The 17603-nt window shown below is 34.1% G+C and carries 15 protein-coding genes and 1 pseudogene; 6 read left to right on the top strand and 10 right to left on the bottom strand.

The genetic code is table 11. The features are described from left to right. Positions 1–356: 356 nt before the first annotated feature. The 3 genes and pseudogenes from AB4Y90_RS05155 to AB4Y90_RS05145 form a co-directional block, all read right to left on the bottom strand. A pseudogene (locus AB4Y90_RS05155) lies at positions 357–2304 on the bottom strand (prolyl oligopeptidase family serine peptidase). 101 nt (positions 2305–2405) lie between these two features. Continuing rightward, complete coding sequence (locus AB4Y90_RS05150) at positions 2406–3356, bottom strand: isopenicillin N synthase family dioxygenase (RefSeq protein WP_441556384.1); 951 nt, start codon at positions 3354–3356, stop codon at positions 2406–2408. Positions 3357–3434: 78 nt separating this feature from the next. After that, positions 3435–4160: a hypothetical protein gene (locus AB4Y90_RS05145; RefSeq protein WP_441556383.1), complete on the bottom strand. Its 726-nt coding sequence runs from the start codon at positions 4158–4160 to the stop codon at positions 3435–3437. Positions 4161–4334: 174 nt separating this feature from the next. Here AB4Y90_RS05145 and menD point away from each other — a divergent pair, with 174 nt between their 5' ends. Then, the gene (menD, locus tag AB4Y90_RS05140) at positions 4335–6011 is read left to right on the top strand and encodes a 2-succinyl-5-enolpyruvyl-6-hydroxy-3-cyclohexene-1-carboxylic-acid synthase (protein WP_441556382.1); all 1677 of its coding nucleotides are present in this window, start codon (positions 4335–4337) and stop codon (positions 6009–6011) included. Between the two features lie 184 nt (positions 6012–6195). Here the strand turns inward: menD and AB4Y90_RS05135 are convergent, their stop codons facing one another. Both AB4Y90_RS05135 and AB4Y90_RS05130 read right to left on the bottom strand, forming a co-directional pair. After that, positions 6196–6822, bottom strand: coding sequence for an aminotransferase class IV (locus tag AB4Y90_RS05135; RefSeq protein WP_441556381.1), 627 nt, complete (start codon positions 6820–6822; stop codon positions 6196–6198). Beyond that, on the bottom strand, positions 6806–7783 hold the full coding sequence (locus AB4Y90_RS05130) for an aminodeoxychorismate synthase component I (protein ID WP_441556405.1): 978 nt from the start codon (positions 7781–7783) through the stop codon (positions 6806–6808). The genes AB4Y90_RS05135 and AB4Y90_RS05130 overlap by 17 nt, the downstream gene beginning before the upstream one ends. A gap of 47 nt (positions 7784–7830) precedes the next feature. On the opposite strand from AB4Y90_RS05130, the gene AB4Y90_RS05125 reads away from it, so the two are divergent. From AB4Y90_RS05125 to AB4Y90_RS05110, 4 genes are all read left to right on the top strand, one after another. Continuing rightward, on the top strand, positions 7831–8565 hold the full coding sequence (locus tag AB4Y90_RS05125; protein WP_441556380.1) for a hypothetical protein: 735 nt from the start codon (positions 7831–7833) through the stop codon (positions 8563–8565). Between the two features lie 70 nt (positions 8566–8635). Further along, positions 8636–9373, top strand: coding sequence for a beta-carotene 15,15'-monooxygenase (locus tag AB4Y90_RS05120; protein ID WP_441556379.1), 738 nt, complete (start codon positions 8636–8638; stop codon positions 9371–9373). Then, positions 9370–10470: an AI-2E family transporter gene (locus AB4Y90_RS05115; protein ID WP_441556378.1), complete on the top strand. Its 1101-nt coding sequence runs from the start codon at positions 9370–9372 to the stop codon at positions 10468–10470. The genes AB4Y90_RS05120 and AB4Y90_RS05115 overlap by 4 nt, the downstream gene beginning before the upstream one ends. A gap of 16 nt (positions 10471–10486) precedes the next feature. Then, a complete protein-coding gene (locus AB4Y90_RS05110) occupies positions 10487–10741 on the top strand; it encodes a DUF3820 family protein (RefSeq protein WP_441556404.1) in 255 nt (84 codons plus the stop codon). 64 nt (positions 10742–10805) lie between these two features. Here AB4Y90_RS05110 and AB4Y90_RS05105 read toward each other — a convergent pair whose 3' ends face one another. From AB4Y90_RS05105 to AB4Y90_RS05090, 4 genes are all read right to left on the bottom strand, one after another. Further along, positions 10806–11180, bottom strand: a complete 375-nt coding sequence (locus AB4Y90_RS05105) for a VOC family protein (protein ID WP_441556377.1) — start codon at positions 11178–11180, stop codon at positions 10806–10808. A 173-nt stretch (positions 11181–11353) separates the two neighbouring features. Beyond that, positions 11354–13345, bottom strand: a complete 1992-nt coding sequence (uvrB, locus tag AB4Y90_RS05100; protein ID WP_441556376.1) for an excinuclease ABC subunit UvrB — start codon at positions 13343–13345, stop codon at positions 11354–11356. A gap of 210 nt (positions 13346–13555) precedes the next feature. After that, positions 13556–14932, bottom strand: a complete 1377-nt coding sequence (locus tag AB4Y90_RS05095; RefSeq protein WP_441556375.1) for a M56 family metallopeptidase — start codon at positions 14930–14932, stop codon at positions 13556–13558. 2 nt (positions 14933–14934) lie between these two features. Beyond that, positions 14935–15306 (bottom strand): BlaI/MecI/CopY family transcriptional regulator, encoded by a 372-nt coding sequence (locus tag AB4Y90_RS05090; protein ID WP_441556374.1) that lies wholly within the window; start codon positions 15304–15306, stop codon positions 14935–14937. 110 nt (positions 15307–15416) lie between these two features. On the opposite strand from AB4Y90_RS05090, the gene AB4Y90_RS05085 reads away from it, so the two are divergent. After that, positions 15417–16616, top strand: coding sequence for a PQQ-dependent sugar dehydrogenase (locus AB4Y90_RS05085; RefSeq protein WP_441556373.1), 1200 nt, complete (start codon positions 15417–15419; stop codon positions 16614–16616). A gap of 137 nt (positions 16617–16753) precedes the next feature. Here the strand turns inward: AB4Y90_RS05085 and AB4Y90_RS05080 are convergent. Beyond that, positions 16754–17603, bottom strand: an 850-nt coding sequence (locus AB4Y90_RS05080) for a tryptophanase (RefSeq protein WP_441556372.1), incomplete at its 5' end; no start/stop codon positions are given.

Genomic DNA, 17603 nt, shown 5'->3' with positions numbered 1-17603 from the left:
CATTCTGTATAGAAAGAACACATTAGTGTTTGATAATCTTTGATTTTCGTTTATGTGATCTCAATATTTTTAAATTCAAAAAAAAAACTAATGAATTATTTGTTATAGTATGGAAAATTAAAAATTATTTTAACACATTAGTCACATCAGAGTTATTATTCTCATTCTGTATAGAAAGAACACATTAGTTTTTGAAAATCTTTGATTTTCGTCTGCTTTAATTTTTTTACAATAATAGGATTTTATCCTATTCTTTATTAAATCGTCCTTTCAGGACTTCTTAATGGTGTAAAACACAAAAGCGAAATTGTATTGCTACAACTTCGCTTTTTAAATTTTATTGATGGGATGGGAAATTATTTTTGTAATTTTTTAATTCCCATTTCATACAAAGCAAAAGAAATCAAATCTGCATTTTCGCTGATTACCTGATCTGTTGCTCTTCCTGCTCCGTGACCGGCATTTTTCTCGATTCTTACCAAAATTGGGTTTGCACATTTTTGTTTTTCCTGCAATTCTGCCCCGAATTTGAATGAATGCGCCGGAACTACTCTGTCGTCATGATCACTTGTAATAATCATTGTTGACGGATAACAAGTTCCTGCTTTTACGTTATGAACCGGAGAATATGATTTTAAATAATCAAACATTTCTTTGTTGTCTTCGGCAGTTCCGTAATCGTAAGACCAGCCTGCTCCAGCGGTAAATTTATTGTATCTCAACATATCTAAAACACCCACTCCCGGAAAGGCAACTTTAGCCAGATCAGGACGCATTGTCATTGTTGCTCCGACCAAAAGTCCGCCATTTGATCTTCCTGAAAGCGCCATATATTCTTTTGAAGTATAACCTTTCGATTGTAAATATTCTCCGGCTGCGATGAAATCTTCAAACACGTTTTTCTTCTGCATTTTCGTTCCTGCATCGTGCCATTTTTTACCATATTCACCACCTCCACGGATATTCGGAACTGCATAAATTCCGCCATTTTCCATCCAGATTGCATTAACAACAGAGAATGAAGGCTGCAAACTGATGTTGAAACCGCCGTAAGAATAAAGAATTGTAGGATTTTTACCATCCAGCTTTATTCCTTTTTTGTAATTGATCATCATCGGAACTTTGGTTCCGTCTTTTGAAGTATAAAATACCTGCTCAGAAACATAATCTTCAGGATTAAATTTCACTTTCGGTTTCTGGTAAATTTCAGATTTTCCTGTATCTGCATTGAATTTATAAGTTGTTCCCGGAGTAATGTAATTGCTGAAAGAATAATACAATTCTTTCTCTGTTTCTTTACCCCCAAAACCACCTACATTTCCTTTTCCGGGAAGAGAAATTTCTCTGATCAGTTTTCCTGTTTTGTCGAACTGTTTCACCTGATCGATCGCATCAATCATATACGTAGCAAAGAAATAACCGCCGCCGCCGGAAATTCCCAGTACATTTTCTGTTTCCGGAATAACGTCTTTCCAGGTTTCAGGAGAAGGATTTTGGATGGTTGTTTTCACCAAACGCATATTTGGAGCATCTTTATCGGTAAAAATGAAAAGATTATCACCTTCTGTATCTACAATATTTGCATTGATGTCAAAACCTTTGTTTATCTGAACAAAATCGCCACCTTTTTTCAGGTCTTTCACGTACAATTCGTTTCCGTTGGTTGCATTGGCTGCAGAAATAATCAAATATCTCTGATCTTCGGAAACTCCTGCTCCCAAATATCTTCTCGGCGTTTTATCTCCACCAAAGATCAATTTATCAGCAGATTGCTTTGTTCCTAATTTATGAAAATAAACCTTGTGTTTATCTGTCATGCCGGAAAGTACGGTTCCTTCTTTAGGCTTATCGTAGCTTGAATAATAGAATCCTTCATCACCCTGCCAAGAAATTCCGCTGAATTTTACATCAACCAAAGTTTCATCGATTTGCTTTTTAGTAATAGCATCAATGATGATGATTTTATTCCAGTCGCTACCTCCTTCTGAAATAGAATAGGCTGCCAAATTCCCTTTTTTGTTGAAAGAAAGCTGAGAAAGTGAGGTCGTCAGTTAATTGTTTCACAATTTCTTGTCTAAAAGGAATTTTAGATAAATAGTTCTGGCTATAAGCAACTTCTTCATCTACCCATTTTTTTGTAGGTTCTGAATCGTTTTCTAAATCTCTATACGGATCTGCAACGGCAGTTCCAAAATATGTATCTGTCTGATTTCCTTTGATCGCTTTAGGATAAGTCATTTTCTGAGCATAAACTGTCGCCGAAAACAATACTCCGGCTGTTAATAATATAGGCTTAAAATTCATAGTAAAAGGATTTTCTCAAAAATACACAAAGTTGCGGGAATAAAAAAGACCTCTAAAAATAGAGATCTCTTTTAATTATATATTAGAATTATAAATCAGGATTATTTCTTAATCAATCCCAATTCAATCAATCTTTCATGTAAAAATTCTCCGGCTGTTGTATCTTCATACAACTTTGGATTGTTTTCGTCAACACAGTTTTCTAAAGCATTCAGCGACATTTCGCTCACCGGATGCATAAAGAATGGAATAGAATATCTTGAAGTTCCCCACAATTCTCTTGGCGGATTTACCACCCTGTGAATAGTAGATTTAAGCTTATTATTGGTGTGTCTGGAAAGCATATCTCCAACATTGATCATTAATTCGTCTGGCTCTGCAATCGCATCAATCCATTCACCTTTATGGTTTTGTACCTGAAGACCCTTTCCCTGAGAACCCATCAAGAGAGTAATCAGGTTGATGTCTCCATGAGCTGCTGCTCTCACTGCATCATCCGGTTCCTGAGTAATTGGGGGATAATGAATAGGTCTCAAAATAGAGTTTCCCTCTGCAATTTTATCATCAAAATAAAATTCATCAAGACCAAGATACAATGCTAAAGCTCTCAAAACATATTTTCCTGTTTTTTCAAGCATCTGATAGGCTTCTTTACCCACCTCATTAAATTTTGGAAGCTCATCTACGGTTACATTGTCAGGATATTCGCTTTTGTATTTTGAGTCATCCGAAACATACTGTCCGAAATGCCAAAATTCTTTCAAATCTCCTTTTTTGAATCCTTTTGCGGTTTCTTTACCGAAGCCAACATAGCCTCTTTGTCCACCAATTCCGGGGATCTCGTACTTTTGTTTGGTTTCTGTTGGGAGTTCGAAGAAGTTTTTTACTTCTCCATAAAGATCGTCTACGAGTTTGTCGTCTAGGAAATGTCCCTTTAAGGCTACAAAACCAATTTCTTCGTAAGCTTTTCCGATTTCATTTACAAATTTCTGTTTGCGTTCCGGGTTGTCCGAAAGGAAATCACGCAGGTCTACACTAGGTATTTTATCCATTTTATAGAAATTTTACGTGGAGCTAATTTACTGATTTTAGATTTATTATAAATTAATAATCCCGCATTTTTTGCAGCTTTAAAAATGTTGGCTTAAAATGAGAATCACAACAAAACAAACTGTACATAAACCTATAATATTCTTCTTTTTAGGGTTGAATCTTTTATTTCTTCTTAATTCTACCACAGCAATAATAAAATTGCCTAAGCTAAATCCGGGTAATGGTAGCAGATTCAGAAGTCCAATAATAGTACTGCAAAAAGCCAAAACTAATATTTTGCCTTTGAAAATATCTGTTGTAATATTAATTCCTCTGATTTTTTTATAATCTTTTTCAGGAATGATAAAATTATAAGCTCCTTTGATATTGGTTTTGTAGCTTTCTAAAACACTTGTAAAGCTAAATTTTTCTTCGGTGTGTTTTATTTGTTGAATTTTTTCTCCATCGATATTTGGCTTTAACCTCACTTTCACTGGAGTTCCTTCAGAATGCAGAATCTTCGCTATATCATTATCATTTATTCTTAGCACTTTATAACTATTCTGTCTCATTATTTTTATTTCTGAACCTGAATTCATTAAAATATCGATCCCAATTTTATCTGTATTTTTAACCGGTTTATTATTTATTGATATAATTTTATCTCCGTTTTCAAAGCCTAATTGCTGCATTGTTTTATTAAATTCCAAACCATAAATTGCATCTTCATTACTAATGTAATTAGCTTTGGGAGAAAAAAGATGCACAAAGAAAAAAATAAAAAACACAACTAAGAAGTCAATACACAAACCTGATAATTTCAAAATAGGATTATATTGTTTAGCTTTTGAAAAAATAAATTTTGGAAAATAATTTCCTAAAAAATGAATTAAAATTGATAAAATGATCATTGTGCTTTATAGATTTTTATTTAAAATAGGATCATTGCGAATGTACAAAAGTTTAAGAAATCAATAAAAAACATTTAATTTTGCTCTATGAAAAAATATTCTTCTAAGAGAAGTATTCAGGTACTTGCCAATATTCTTCACCAGTACGGAATTTTAGACGTTGTGATATCTCCGGGATCCAGAAATGCTCCTTTGGCGATACATTTTTCAGAGATGGATGATTTCAACTGTTTCAGCATTGTGGATGAAAGAAGTGCTGCTTTTGTTGCGCTCGGAATGGCAATGAGCGACAAAAAACCTGTTGCAATTACCTGTACAAGCGGTTCTGCGGCGGCAAATTATTATCCTGCAGTTACCGAAGCTTTTTATCAGAATATTCCGTTGTTGGTTTTAACAGCAGACCGACCGACCGATTATGTTGATCTTTTCGACGGGCAAACGATCAGACAAAATAATCTTTTCCAGCAGCATTCTTACGGAGATTTTCAGCTTGTGGAAGACAGTAAAGATGCTGCGGAAAACATTAACTCTGACCTTATAAAAAAAGCGGTTGAGCTTTGTTTTGAAAAACAAGGCCCGGTTCACATCAATATTCCTTTAGAAGAACCTTTGTATGAATTGGTTTCGGAACTTCCTACTTTTCCTCAGATTGAAAAGACGATTAAAAAGAAAGATTACGAAATCCCTTCAAATTTAATTGCAGACTGGAATACTTCACAGAGAATCATGATTCTGGTGGGAACAAAAGGTTACAGTCCTGAATTGGAAAACCAGCTCTCTCAATTGGTAAAAAACCATTCGGTTGTGGTTTTAAGCGAAGCCAATTCAAATATATATCACGAGAAATTTTTCAGGCATATCGATCGTTATATTTTTGCATTTACCGAAGATGATTTTAAAACTTATGCGCCCGATTTACTGATTACTGTTGGACAAAATGTGGTTTCTAAAAAAGTAAAACAGTTTTTAAGAAGTGCACATCCGAAACAACATTGGCATCTGGATGAAGTATGGCAACCCGACACGTATTTTTCCCTGACCCAGAAAATAGAAATAAAACCGGAAGTTTTCTTTTCTAAATTATTAAATTTCATCAACTTAGAACCGAGACCTTATTATAATCTTTGGGATGTTTTACGAGACAAAAAAGATAAAAAGCATCACGATTTTTTAAATTTAGCTGAATTTTCAGATTTTTATTTCTTTAACAAAGCTTCGCACAGCATTCCTGAGAACTACAATGTACATTTCAGCAATTCTTCGGCGATCCGTTACGCACAGCTTTTCGACTTTGGTAAAAGAAAAATATATTGCAACCGCGGAACAAGCGGAATTGACGGTTCTACTTCCACCGCAATGGGTTTTGCCATCAAAAACCAGAATCCGACTTTATTAATTACAGGAGATTTAAGCTTTTTCTACGACATCAATGGGTTGTGGAACCAGTACATTCCGCCTTTTACAAGAATTATCATTTTTAATAATGGTGAAGGAAATATTTTTAAAATCATTCCTGGACCGGGAAATGCCAACTCAAATACGGTCGACGAATTTATTTCAACAAAACATCACAAAAATGCTGAACTTCTGGCTAAACATTTCGGTTTTTCTTACGTGAAAGTAGAAGATGACRGAACTTTAGACCGTGTTTTTGAAAATTTCTTCAAGCCAGATTCTAAACCTAAAATCATGGAAGTCATCACGCAAGGCAAAAATAATGCTGATACGCAGAAGGCTTATTTTAATTTTTTAAAAGGAATCTAAGAAAATATTAAACCATTAAGGAAAAATTAAGCAGTTAAGAAAATTAAGAAAAAATCAATAGATTTTTAGCACGAGGTACCTTTCAAGACTAAATCTTAATTTTCTTAATATCTTAAATACATCTTAATGGTTAAAAAAAGATTTATTAATTTATAAATCTGTTAAAGTATTTTTTTTAATTAAATCAAATATCCAAATAATCATCGCTTCCCGGTAGATTAATGATCTTGTGAATCGGGTAAACAAACATGTCATCAAAGTCATTCAACGCATTAATCAATTGAAAATGTGAAAATTTTTTGATATTTTGCAAAGTAATTTCTGCTTCTTTTATTTTCTTCTTCTTCAGAAGGTTTTGTCTTTGTACACCATTCAAAAGATAAGTTGACGGCGTAAACCAGTCTTTCCCTTTTTGGAACAGGATGTTTGAAAATGAAGTATCGGTGATGTGATTGTTTTTAACTATGATAATTTCCTCAGCTTTAGATTTCATCTTCATTTTATCGAGCTCTTTACGGTCTTCGAACTTAAAAGAATAGTCATAGCTGTTGTTTTCTACCAACTGAAAATCCTGTATTTCCGGGATTGCGTAAGGAATCATCATCGTTCTGAATTTTTTATCAAGATCATACGTGATTCTCAGTTTGTACAAACCGTCTTCGTCATGATTGAGGTTATTAAAAATCTTCTCTAAATCGATAGAACCTTCTTTCCCAAAATGGGAGAAAGTCGCATTCACACGTTTCTGGTGAAATTCTAATAAGAATAACTCCTGATCTTCTACTTTAATACTTTCAATGAATTGGGACATAAATTTTATTTTTCATTTCCTGATACTCGTCTTCTAACTTGCTCATATGCGTAATTCCGCCACCGCTTTTAAAATACAGCTGATCGCCTTCTTTTTCGATGAACCGAATCATCACACAGCTGTCCAGATCTTTTCCGTCAAACCAGCCGCAAACTCCGGTGTAAAAACCTCTGTCGAAACCTTCCGCTTCAAGGATTATTTCTAAAGTTTTAGGTTTGGGAGCTCCTAAAATTGAACCTGCCGGAAGAAGCTTTTGCATAATGCTTCCTATTTTTCCTTTAAATTCGGGTTTCAGATTTCCTGAAATTTCAGAACTCATTGCATACAGATCTTTCTGTTTTGTTTTTAAAAAATCAATATGCTGAAATTTATCGACCTTCACCTCATCTGCAACCATGCTTAAATCGTTTCTGAGCAGATCAACCACGGTGTAATGTTCGGCTTTTTCTTTTTTATCGTTCTTCAAAATTTCAGCAGCATTTTCCAAAGATGCATCAATCGTACCTTTCATAGGATAGGTTATGATTTTATCATCAATAATCTTCACGAAAGTTTCAGGAGAAAAAAATACGAAAAAATCTTTATATAAAACCTTGTATTTTGCATGAGAATGATGAAAAATTTCTCCCAAGTTGAGATTCGTTTCAATTCTGGTTTTCCGGGTGTAATTGGTAAGGTAAGAATTTCCTTTGCGAATATTTTTCTGAACTTGATCGAAACCTTTTTTAAAGCTTTCCATAGATTCCGGAAATGATTTCCATTCTATTTTTTTGTTTAAAGCGTCTTGTTTTTTTACATTTGAAAACATCTGAAAATCAATCAACAAATCTTCTTTTTCAAGTTCGTTTTCTGTAAAGAATTCTACCTTGTCGACGAGAAAGTCTATGATGAAGAAAAAGGGAACTTTCTGGCGTGAAAGTTCGTCCATCTCAATAAATTTTTGATGATTCGCTGAAAACATTCCGCAAAAGTAGTTATTGATGTTTACTTTTGCATAAAATTTTTTCAATGCAGGAGAATTATCCACAGAAACCGGGAATCGATTTTATTTTAAAGCAGGCGTTTTTTTACTGGAATAAAACATTGGTGTACCAATTGGTGTTTTCGGCTGTCTACTTTTCTATATTTATTGCAGCATATTTTTATATCGAAAGTAGATTTGGAGTTTACAACCAGCTTTCAAATGCTTTTTTAGAATATTTTAAAGTTGGCCCAAAAGGCGCAGAAGTCTTAAACCAGAAGATGGAAACTATAAAAGCTAGCGCAAATTTTACTTATGCAACATTTGGTGTGCTTATAGCCTCGGCTTTTTTATATCCTTTAAATTTAGGCTTTTTTCAAATTTTCAGAAAAATTGATTTAAATGAGCCAGTTGAAATATCAGACTTATTTGTTGGCTATAATGGTCTCAATTTTTTCAGATATACCTCTTATTTTGTTTTTTGGTTTTTAGTATTTGACATGCTCAAACCTACATTTGTTTTACCCATTTTTTGGATAATGATCACTTTATTTATGGCGCCTCTCATGTTTTTCCAGAACAAAACTATTTTTGAAGGAATTTCTTTAAACTGGAAAGCTTTAAAAATGTTTTTCATTGAGATATTGGTTTGTACAATCGTTGCTGTTTTGTTTAAATACATCGGTTTTGCGATCTTTTTAGTCGGCGGATTATTTACTTTTCCGTTCTGGAATGCGATGATTTATTCGTTATATAAAACTATTTTTACTGAGAAAGTCTGATTTTAATAAATGGGTGATGTTTTTGTTCTCAAAAAAAATTAAATTTGAGAAACATTAAAAAATAAACACCATGTCAGAATTTAACGAATTTGATCAGCAAGGTTCTGTACCTGAAAGAAGTACAGGATCTATTATTTCTCATGCCTTCGAAATGTACAAAGGCGTCTTTCTTTACGCTTTGGTAACGATGATCATTTACCTGATTGCAGATTTTGTATTGCAGTCTGTTACCGGATTAAATTTTTATTCAAATTACAGCAGCTTCAGAGACTTTGATGAAGACAATTACAGAAACATCCTTGTAAACAGACCGGGAATGTCTCTTTATTATTCATTTTCGGGTTTGCTGAGTATTCTTTTGGCGCCTCTTTATGTTGGTTTAATATATATTGCCAATAAATTTAATACAAAATCTGCGATCGAGTTTTCAGATCTGTTTATTGGCTACCGTCAGAATCTTGGGAATATTTTACTGTATAGTTTAGTTACCAATATTATTTTATGGGTTTCTGCGCTGCTATGTGTGCTTCCTGTGTTTTTTGTTTACCCGTTGTTTCTTTTGGGTTATCCTATTCTTTTGTTTGAAAATGCAAATGCGATGGATGCGATTTCAAAAACTTTTAATATCGCCAAAGAAAATTACAGTGTTTTTATAGGAACTGCTTTTTTAGGCATTCTAATTAGTGCTGCAGGAATTATTTTGTGCTGTGTTGGTATAATTTTTACTTTACCGTTTATCTATATCGCAATGTATTCTATTTACTGTGCATATTTAGGTAAACCACGACAAATAACATATAATAAATGATACCACACAACAAAGAAAATCAAATCAGCAGTGTAGTGATAAAGCAAATTTTTCTGCTTGCTATTATTTTGATTTTAGCGGCGTTAATCTGTTTTAACCTTGCACTTTTCATTCCCTCTGTTTTAGGAGCGATTACAATTTACGTAGTCTGCCGAAAATATAATTTCTACCTTCAGGAAGAGCGGAAATGGAAACCTTGGGCTTCTGCTTTGGTTCTTATGTTGGCAAGTTTAATTATCATTATTCTCCCGGTATATTTTATTGCCGATTTACTCATTGAAAAGCTTGGAAATGCACAAGCTTACATGGAAAAGTTTAACATATTTATAGAGAAAATTCATACGTTTATTAAAAAGGAAATAAATGTAGATATTCTAAGTAAAGAAAATATGGCAAAAGTAAAGGATTCTGCAGGACGCTATTCTACAAAAGCATTAAGCGGAACTTTTAATACTTTGACAGTGGTAATGTCGATGTATTTCATTCTTTATTTCATGTTTGAAAAACCAAGATTGTTTGAAAGAATTTTGGCTTCAGCAGCCCCCTTAAAAAGAGCAAACGTATCTTTGATTGGCGAAAAAATGCGCAAGCTAATCATGGCTAATGCAATCGGTCTTCCTGTTGTTGCTTTAGGACAGGGAATCATTGCACTGATCGGTTATTTCATATTTGGCGCACCAAGTCCTATTTTGCTGTTTGCATTAACGGCAGCCGCATCGATGATTCCGGTTATAGGCGCAGCAATCGTATATGTTCCGATCTGTATTTTTATGATTGCAGAAGGTCAAACCGGTCCCGGAATCGGTCTTGGACTTTACTGCATGATTGTGGTTGGGTTAACCGATAACGTGCTGCGTTTTACATTACTTAAAAAGCTGGAAGACATTCATCCTTTAAATACCGTTTTCGGAATTATCATGGGAATGAATCTTTTTGGATTTATGGGATTGATTTTCGGACCCATTTTGGTTTCTTTCACTTTACTTTTGATCCAGGTTTACAGAAATGAATTTTCGGATGATGAGATTCCTGAAATTCAGCTTTCAGACAAAGACGGAAATGAAGATTTAGAAAATAAAATTGATTTAATAGTTTAAAATAATGGAGCAAGGAATAAATCCTGAAATCTTACAGGAAATATGCGTGGTAAAAATGCCTTTCGGAAAATATAAAGACACCATTTTAGCCGATCTTCCGATAAGTTATCTGGAATGGTTTCACCGACAAGGAATGCCGCCCGGAAAACTAGGAATGCAGCTTTCTACGATTTATGAAATAAAATTAAACGGTTTGATGGATTTGCTAACACCTCTTCGCGGCGGAAAAGTAAATTACGAAAAACCTAAAACTAAGATTTATAAGTTTTAGATATTTAAAAAAAATTTCGGCGGCACCTTTGGTGCCGCCGAAATTTTATACTTTAACAATTAAATTATTGAGGCTCCCACAACTCAACCTTATTTCCTTCAAGATCAAGAATATGCACAAATTTCCCAAAATCGTAGACTGCAATTTCGTCAAGAATCGTGACTTCTTCTTTTTTTAATTCTTCAACCAGAGCTTCTAGATTTTCAACCGTGTAATTGATCATAAACTCTCTTTTTGAAGGCTCAAAATATTCCGTTGTTTCTTTGGTCGGGCTCCAGGTTAGAGAACCTTTTGCGTCAGAATCAGACATTTCTTTCCAGTCAAATGTTGCACCGTAATCGTTGGTGTCGATTCCGAGATGGGTTTTGTACCATTCTTTCATTTTGATTGGATCTTTACATTTGAAGAAAATACCTCCAATTCCTGTTACTCTTTTCATTGTATTGTTTTTAGTTTATATAATTTAGCTTTTTAATCACAAATCAAAGATTTACAAAGTCAAAAGTGACAAAAAGATATTTAAAGTTTAGATGCGGTTTTTTAAAATTCACATAAAAAAATCAAAGATTTTTAATCTATCAACCATCAACTAAAATCCATCAACAAAATAGATTATCCTTTCAAAGCTACAATTTCATCTCTCAATTTGGCAGCTTTTATAAAATCAAGATTTTTTGCGGCAGCTTCCATCTCTTTTTGCTTTTGGGCGATCATTTTTTCGATATCTTCCGTGGCATAAGTCGCTTTTACTTCAGCAACTTTCTGTACGATTTCCTTTTGCGTATATTTTTCATCAGGGAAATCTTTGCTTCTTCCAACAAGGTTTTCATAGATCTTTTTATTTAAAGCAGTCGGAACTTTGCCATGCTCTTCATTGTACTGCATTTGTTTTGCACGACGGTATTCGGTTTCGTCTAAAGTTGCCTGCATCGATTTGGTGATTTTATCGGCATACATAATTGCTTTACCATTAATGTTCCTCGCTGCACGTCCCACCGTTTGAATCATAGATCTTCGGCTTCTCAGCATTCCTTCTTTATCGGCATCCAAAATAGCAACCAATGAAACTTCAGGTAAATCTAAACCTTCTCTCAAAAGATTAACTCCAATTAAAACATCAAAAATTCCGAGGCGCAGATCCTGCATAATCTGAATACGCTCTAAAGTCTCCACATCTGAGTGAATATACCTCGTTCTGATCCCGAATTTTGTGAAATATTTCGTGAGTTCTTCCGCCATTTTTTTGGTTAAAGTGGTCACCAAAACTCTTTCATCAATTTCAGCACGCTTATTTATTTCTTCCATTAAATCATCAATCTGATTTAAGGATGGTCTTATTTCAATAATCGGATCTAAAAGCCCTGTCGGACGAATAATCTGCTCAATATATTCTCCGCCTGTTTTCTCCAGTTCATAATCAGCCGGAGTTGCCGAAACATAAATAACCTGATTTTGAATCGCTTCAAATTCATCAAACTTCAAAGGTCGGTTATCCATCGCAGCAGGAAGTCGGAAACCATATTCCACCAAAGATTCTTTACGGCTTCTGTCACCACCGTACATTGCATGAACCTGCGGAACGGTAACGTGACTTTCATCAATCACCATTAAAAAATCTTTTGGAAAATAATCTAAAAGACAGAAAGGTCGCGATCCCGGAAGTCTTCCGTCAAGATAACGCGAATAATTTTCAATTCCTGAGCAATAACCAAGCTCTTTAATCATTTCAAGGTCTAATTCAGTTCTTTCCTGCAGTCTTTTAGATTCTAAAGGTTTACCAATTTCTGAGAAAAAGTCGACCTGTTTTACCATATCATCCTGAATATTTTTTATTGCACCATTCAACGTTTCTTTTGTGGTTACGAAAAGATTGGCAGGATAAATCTGAATCTGGTCAAAATTGGAAGTCACATTTCCTGAAACGGGATCAAAACTTTGGATTTTTTCTATTTCATCACCAAAAAACTGTATTCGTATTCCGTTGTCTGCATACGCCGGAAATACATCGATCACATCACCTTTTACACGAAACGTCCCTCGTTGAAAGTCAGCCAACGTTCTTGAATACAATGCATTAACCAAAGAATGAAGCAAAGCTGTTCGTGTCGTTTTTTCACCAATCTCAAGAGAAATTAATGACTTATGAAACTCTGAAGGGTTTCCGACACCATAAATACATGATACTGAGGCAACAATCAAAATATCTCTTCTTCCCGAAAGCAAACTAGCAATCGCCGAAAGACGTAGTTTTTCTACCTCTTCATTGATGCTTAAGTCTTTTTCTATATAAGTTCCGGAACTTGCAATATAAGCTTCCGGTTGGTAGTAATCATAGTAACTCACGAAATATTCAACAGCATTTTCAGGAAAAAACTCTTTAAATTCCATAAAAAGCTGTGCCGCCAAAGTTTTGTTGTGTGCCAAAACCAAAGTCGGTTTCTGAACGTTATTCACCACATTGGCAACGGTAAATGTTTTCCCGGAACCCGTTACACCAAGCAAAGTCTGATATTTTTCGCCGATTTCTATTCCTTCCGTCAATTTTTCAATTGCTGTTGGCTGATCTCCGGTTGGCTGATATTCTGATTGAAGATTGAATTTCATACTTCAAATTTAGGAAATAAAAAAATGCGGAGAGAAAGAGTGAAGTCATAAAATTATGATTTGTGATTTAGATGAAATAAAAAAAATCAATAAATAAAAAACCGCAAAGCATTAAACTTTACGGTTAGTAATATCACCCAATGTGTGACTCTTTATGTTTTTTGTGTTTATTTGTTGGCAGCAAACTGCATCGCTAAAGGAAGTTTATATTTATATTACCGGTTCTCCATCTTTTTTTGCGGGAACCCAGGTCACATTTTCATTAAGCAATTTGGCAACTCTTACTGCTTCATTATTAAATTTTTCATTTTGTCCTACCGCATTTATATTGATTGCTTTTCCATTTTCATCGATTGTCATAAAAATCTCCGTTTTAATTAATTCATTGTTCCCTTTTAAAGAGTTTGTATCAAAAGTAGACGACATTTTTTTTCTAAACTCATTGATTCCTCCGGGATATTCTGCAGGTGTAAAGTTTGCAGCGACTCCTTCCACAGCAGTAGAAATATCCAAAGCTTTGTTTTCTGTAGTTTTTGCTTCGATATTTTTCTTAACAGGGATTGTATCTTTACTTACAGGCTGAAAATCTTTCGTTTTATCATTTTTAAGATCCTGATTATTCGTTTTTTCATCGTCAATCTGCTGACTTTGTTTTACATCAATATAAGGATCATTTGTAGGTACTTCAGAAATTATATTTGGGGTTTCCTGATCAAAATTTTCAACACTTTGTTTGGCGTATGTTTTTTCTGCAAAAACTATTGCCAAAACTGCAAATACAGGAATTGTAAGATATTTTTTTGCCTTCGCAAATTTTGAGCTTTTACTTGTCATCATAATAAATCTTTTTTTAGTGTTATTAAAATTAAACTGGTGGATCAAAGGAAGATTCTGCTGTTTTAAAATTTCCTGCAGAATGAGTTCCTGATATTTTCTTATATTTTTATTTTGATTAATTACCCGTTCATCTGCGATAAATTCGTGGTTGTTAATCATTTCTTTTTTATAGAAATAAATAAAAGGATTGATCCAAAAAACGGCTTTTAGAATCTCTACGAAAAGAATGTCTAAAGAATGTTTTTGTTTTATGTGAATTTCCTCGTGAAGAAATACAGAATCTTCAATTTTGGAATCTTTAAAATAAGTTTCTGAAAGATAAATGGTATTTAAAAAGCTGAAAGGAGCAAGATCCTGTTTCAGAAGAAAAATATTTCGGTTTTGATATATCAGCTTTCTTCCTTTTAATGTTTTGATTTTTATAATTGAATATCCAATTTTTAAAATTAAAATTACTGAAACAATACAATAGGCAATTAAAAGAGCTTTCATAAAATCAAAATTTTCCTGCGGCGTTGCGATTTGTGTTTCCACAGGTTCATCAACAGTTTCCACAAAAACAGTTTCGGGAATTTCTTTTGCAGCTTGTTTGGTTTCTATACTCACAAACGGAATGCATAATGAAAACACCAAAGCCGAAATCAGAAAAAACCTGTTAAAAGTAAAAGTTTTTTCTTTTGCCAGAAATAGATAATACAAGCCAAGCAAAACTCCCGAACACAAAATTATCTTTAAAACGATTGTTAACATGACTATTCTTTTATCTGTTGATCGATAATATCCCGAAGTTCTTTCAATTCTTTTTGCGACAATTTAGAATTTGAAGTAAAAAACGAAGCAAACTGCGTTACCGAGCTGTTGAAAAAACGGTCAATCATAGAAGTCATTTCATCTTTGAAATACTCCCCTTTTGCTACCTTCGGAAAATACTCACGAGAGTTTCCAAAAAGTTTAAAACCTACCAGATTTTTATTCTGCATTCTTTTAAGCACCGTTGCAACGGTAGTTGTCGCCGGTTTAGGATCAGGATATGATTCTAAAATCTCTTTTAAAAATGCTTTTTCTTTCTCCCAAAGAATATCCATCAATATCTTTTCGGAATTTGTTAATTTTATTTCATTCATATTCTACAAAATTAAATATCGCTCTACAAATGTAGAATAAAATTTTAATTACACAATTTTTTTATGGCATTATTTTTACTTCCATTTTAGAAACCAATCTAGATTTAATTATGAAAAAACTGCTCTTACCCATTTTATTGGCTTCTGCAACTACCATTGTTTCTTGTCAGGGAAAAGGAAAACCAAGTGAGCCTTCAGCAAAAGAAGAAAAAGCCAACACCAATTACAAGCCGGCTTTTGAAGGTCAAACCCGCATTACTCCCGTAAAAACAAAGACTGCTTATAATGTAGAAGTTTTAAATAAAGATTTAGGTAAACCTTGGGGAATTATCAATTTACCTGACGGAAAGTTTTTAATTACAGAAAAAACGGGCTTTATGAATATCGTTTCTGCCGACGGAAAACAAATTTCTAAAATTGAAGGTTTCCCGAAAGTAGATTCTAAAGGACAGGGCGGAATGCTCGATGTAGCACTCGATCCTGATTTTAAGACCAACAACATGATCTATTTCTGCTATTCTGAACCTTATGGAAATGGAAATCACACTGCTGTTGCCAAAGGGAAATTATCTGCAGACATGAAAAATATTTCTGAAGTGAAAGTAATTTTCCGTGCTACACCAACTTATGACGGCGACAAACACTACGGAAGCCGATTGGTTTTTGATAAAGATGGAAACCTTTTTGTAAGCACAGGCGAAAGATCTGATAAAGAAACCCGTGTTTATGCTCAGAAAACCGATAATTATTTAGGTAAAATTTTAAAAATAACCAAAGACGGAAAACCCGCTCCGGGAAATCCTTTTATCGGAAAAACCGGCTACAAACCTGAAATTTATGCTTTCGGAATCAGAAGTCCGCAAGGTTTGGCTCTGGATGAAAAAGGCCAGCTTTGGGATATTGAAATGGGACCGAGAGGCGGAGACGAAATCAATTTAATTCAACCCGGAAAAAATTACGGATGGGGTGATGTAACGTATGGAATTGAATATTCAGGCGAAAAAATAAACAACGGAACCACCCAAAAAGAAGGAACCGAGCAACCTGTTTATTATTGGGATCCTGTAGTTTCGCCAAGTGGARTAACTTTCTACACCGGAAATATTGACGAATGGAAAAATAATTTGTTTATCGCCTGCTTAAGTGGTCAACACATCAATAGAATTGTAATGAAAGACAATAAAGTTGTAGGTGAAGAGCGTTTGCTCTTAGACCAGAAAGAAAGATTCAGAGATGTTTTGAACGGCTCTGACGGAAATCTTTATGGAATCACCGACAGCGGAAAATTGTATAAAATATCTAAGAAGTAAATGTAAAAATGAAGAGTCCCGAAGGGACGATTTAACAAAGGATAGGATAAAATCCTATCAAAAAAACCTCAGATAGAGTTCGGGCGCAAAATCTTCGATTTTGCGCCCGAACCTTTTATCAATTATTGTAAAAAAATTTAAGCTTCCTCCAAATGCACGGTAAAGTGTCTTAAAATTTCAGGTTCCCAAGTAATATTGTATCCTTTCGAGATTTCGTTTCTTCTTTCGTAAACATTTTTTTCTAAACCTAAAGTCTGTGCAGGATATTCTTCACGAGAAACATTCGGTAAGAAATTTAATGAATCAATGAAAACAGCGTGTCCGCCAATCGGTTTCTGTACAGGAATTCCGTACTCGATCAATTTATTTCCAAGATATTCTACCTGAGAAATTCTGCTTTCCAGATAAGCAAATTCAGTCGCTTCATCAAGACCAACTGCTAAAGCAGCCATATCTCTTCCCGCCATTCCACCATACGTGATGAAACCTTCGTAAATAATTGTGAAATTCGATGCTTTTCTGAAAACTTCTTCATTATTTAAAGCAATAAATCCTCCGATATTTACCAAACCATCTTTTTTAGAACTCATCGTCATTCCTTCACCGTAAGAAAACATTTCTTTACAGATATCTTTAATGCTTCTGTTTTCCTGACCAGCTTCTCTTTTTTTGATGAAGTAAGCATTTTCTGCAAATCTCGCAGAGTCAAAAAATACAGGAATTCCGTATTTATCAGAAAGTTCTTTTACCGCTTTCATATTTTCAAGAGAAACTGGCTGTCCTCCAGAAGAATTACAAGTGATTGTAACCAAACAGAAAGGAATTTGCTCTTTTGGATGAGACTGATAAACAGCTTCTAATTTTTCAAGGTTAATATTTCCTTTGAAAGGATGAAGATCATTAATATCAAAAGCCTCATCAATCGTACAGTCGATTGCGTGTGCTTTTCTGATTTCGATATGTCCTTTTGTAGTATCAAAATGCGAG

It is taken from the genome of Chryseobacterium sp. 2TAF14, assembly GCF_052115105.1.
Lineage (GTDB): Bacteria > Bacteroidota > Bacteroidia > Flavobacteriales > Weeksellaceae > Chryseobacterium.
Note: the sequence above shows the minus strand (reverse complement) of the source record. Positions and strands in the feature narration are given on the sequence as shown.

Bases quoted from the DNA above. Each gene is read 5' to 3' on its own strand.
- AB4Y90_RS05090 (WP_441556374.1), bottom strand. From the start codon at position 15,306: ATGAATGAAATAAAATTAACAAATTCCGAAAAGATATTGATGGATATT.
- uvrB (WP_441556376.1), bottom strand. From the start codon at position 13,345: ATGAAATTCAATCTTCAATCAGAATATCAGCCAACCGGAGATCAGCCA.
- AB4Y90_RS05120 (WP_441556379.1), top strand. From the start codon at position 8,636: ATGTCAGAATTTAACGAATTTGATCAGCAAGGTTCTGTACCTGAAAGA.
- AB4Y90_RS05115 (WP_441556378.1), top strand. From the start codon at position 9,370: ATGATACCACACAACAAAGAAAATCAAATCAGCAGTGTAGTGATAAAG.
- AB4Y90_RS05130 (WP_441556405.1), bottom strand. From the start codon at position 7,783: ATGTTTTCAGCGAATCATCAAAAATTTATTGAGATGGACGAACTTTCA.
- AB4Y90_RS05135 (WP_441556381.1), bottom strand. From the start codon at position 6,822: ATGTCCCAATTCATTGAAAGTATTAAAGTAGAAGATCAGGAGTTATTC.
- AB4Y90_RS05125 (WP_441556380.1), top strand. From the start codon at position 7,831: ATGCAGGAGAATTATCCACAGAAACCGGGAATCGATTTTATTTTAAAG.
- AB4Y90_RS05105 (WP_441556377.1), bottom strand. From the start codon at position 11,180: ATGAAAAGAGTAACAGGAATTGGAGGTATTTTCTTCAAATGTAAAGAT.
- AB4Y90_RS05095 (WP_441556375.1), bottom strand. From the start codon at position 14,932: ATGTTAACAATCGTTTTAAAGATAATTTTGTGTTCGGGAGTTTTGCTT.
- AB4Y90_RS05150 (WP_441556384.1), bottom strand. From the start codon at position 3,356: ATGGATAAAATACCTAGTGTAGACCTGCGTGATTTCCTTTCGGACAAC.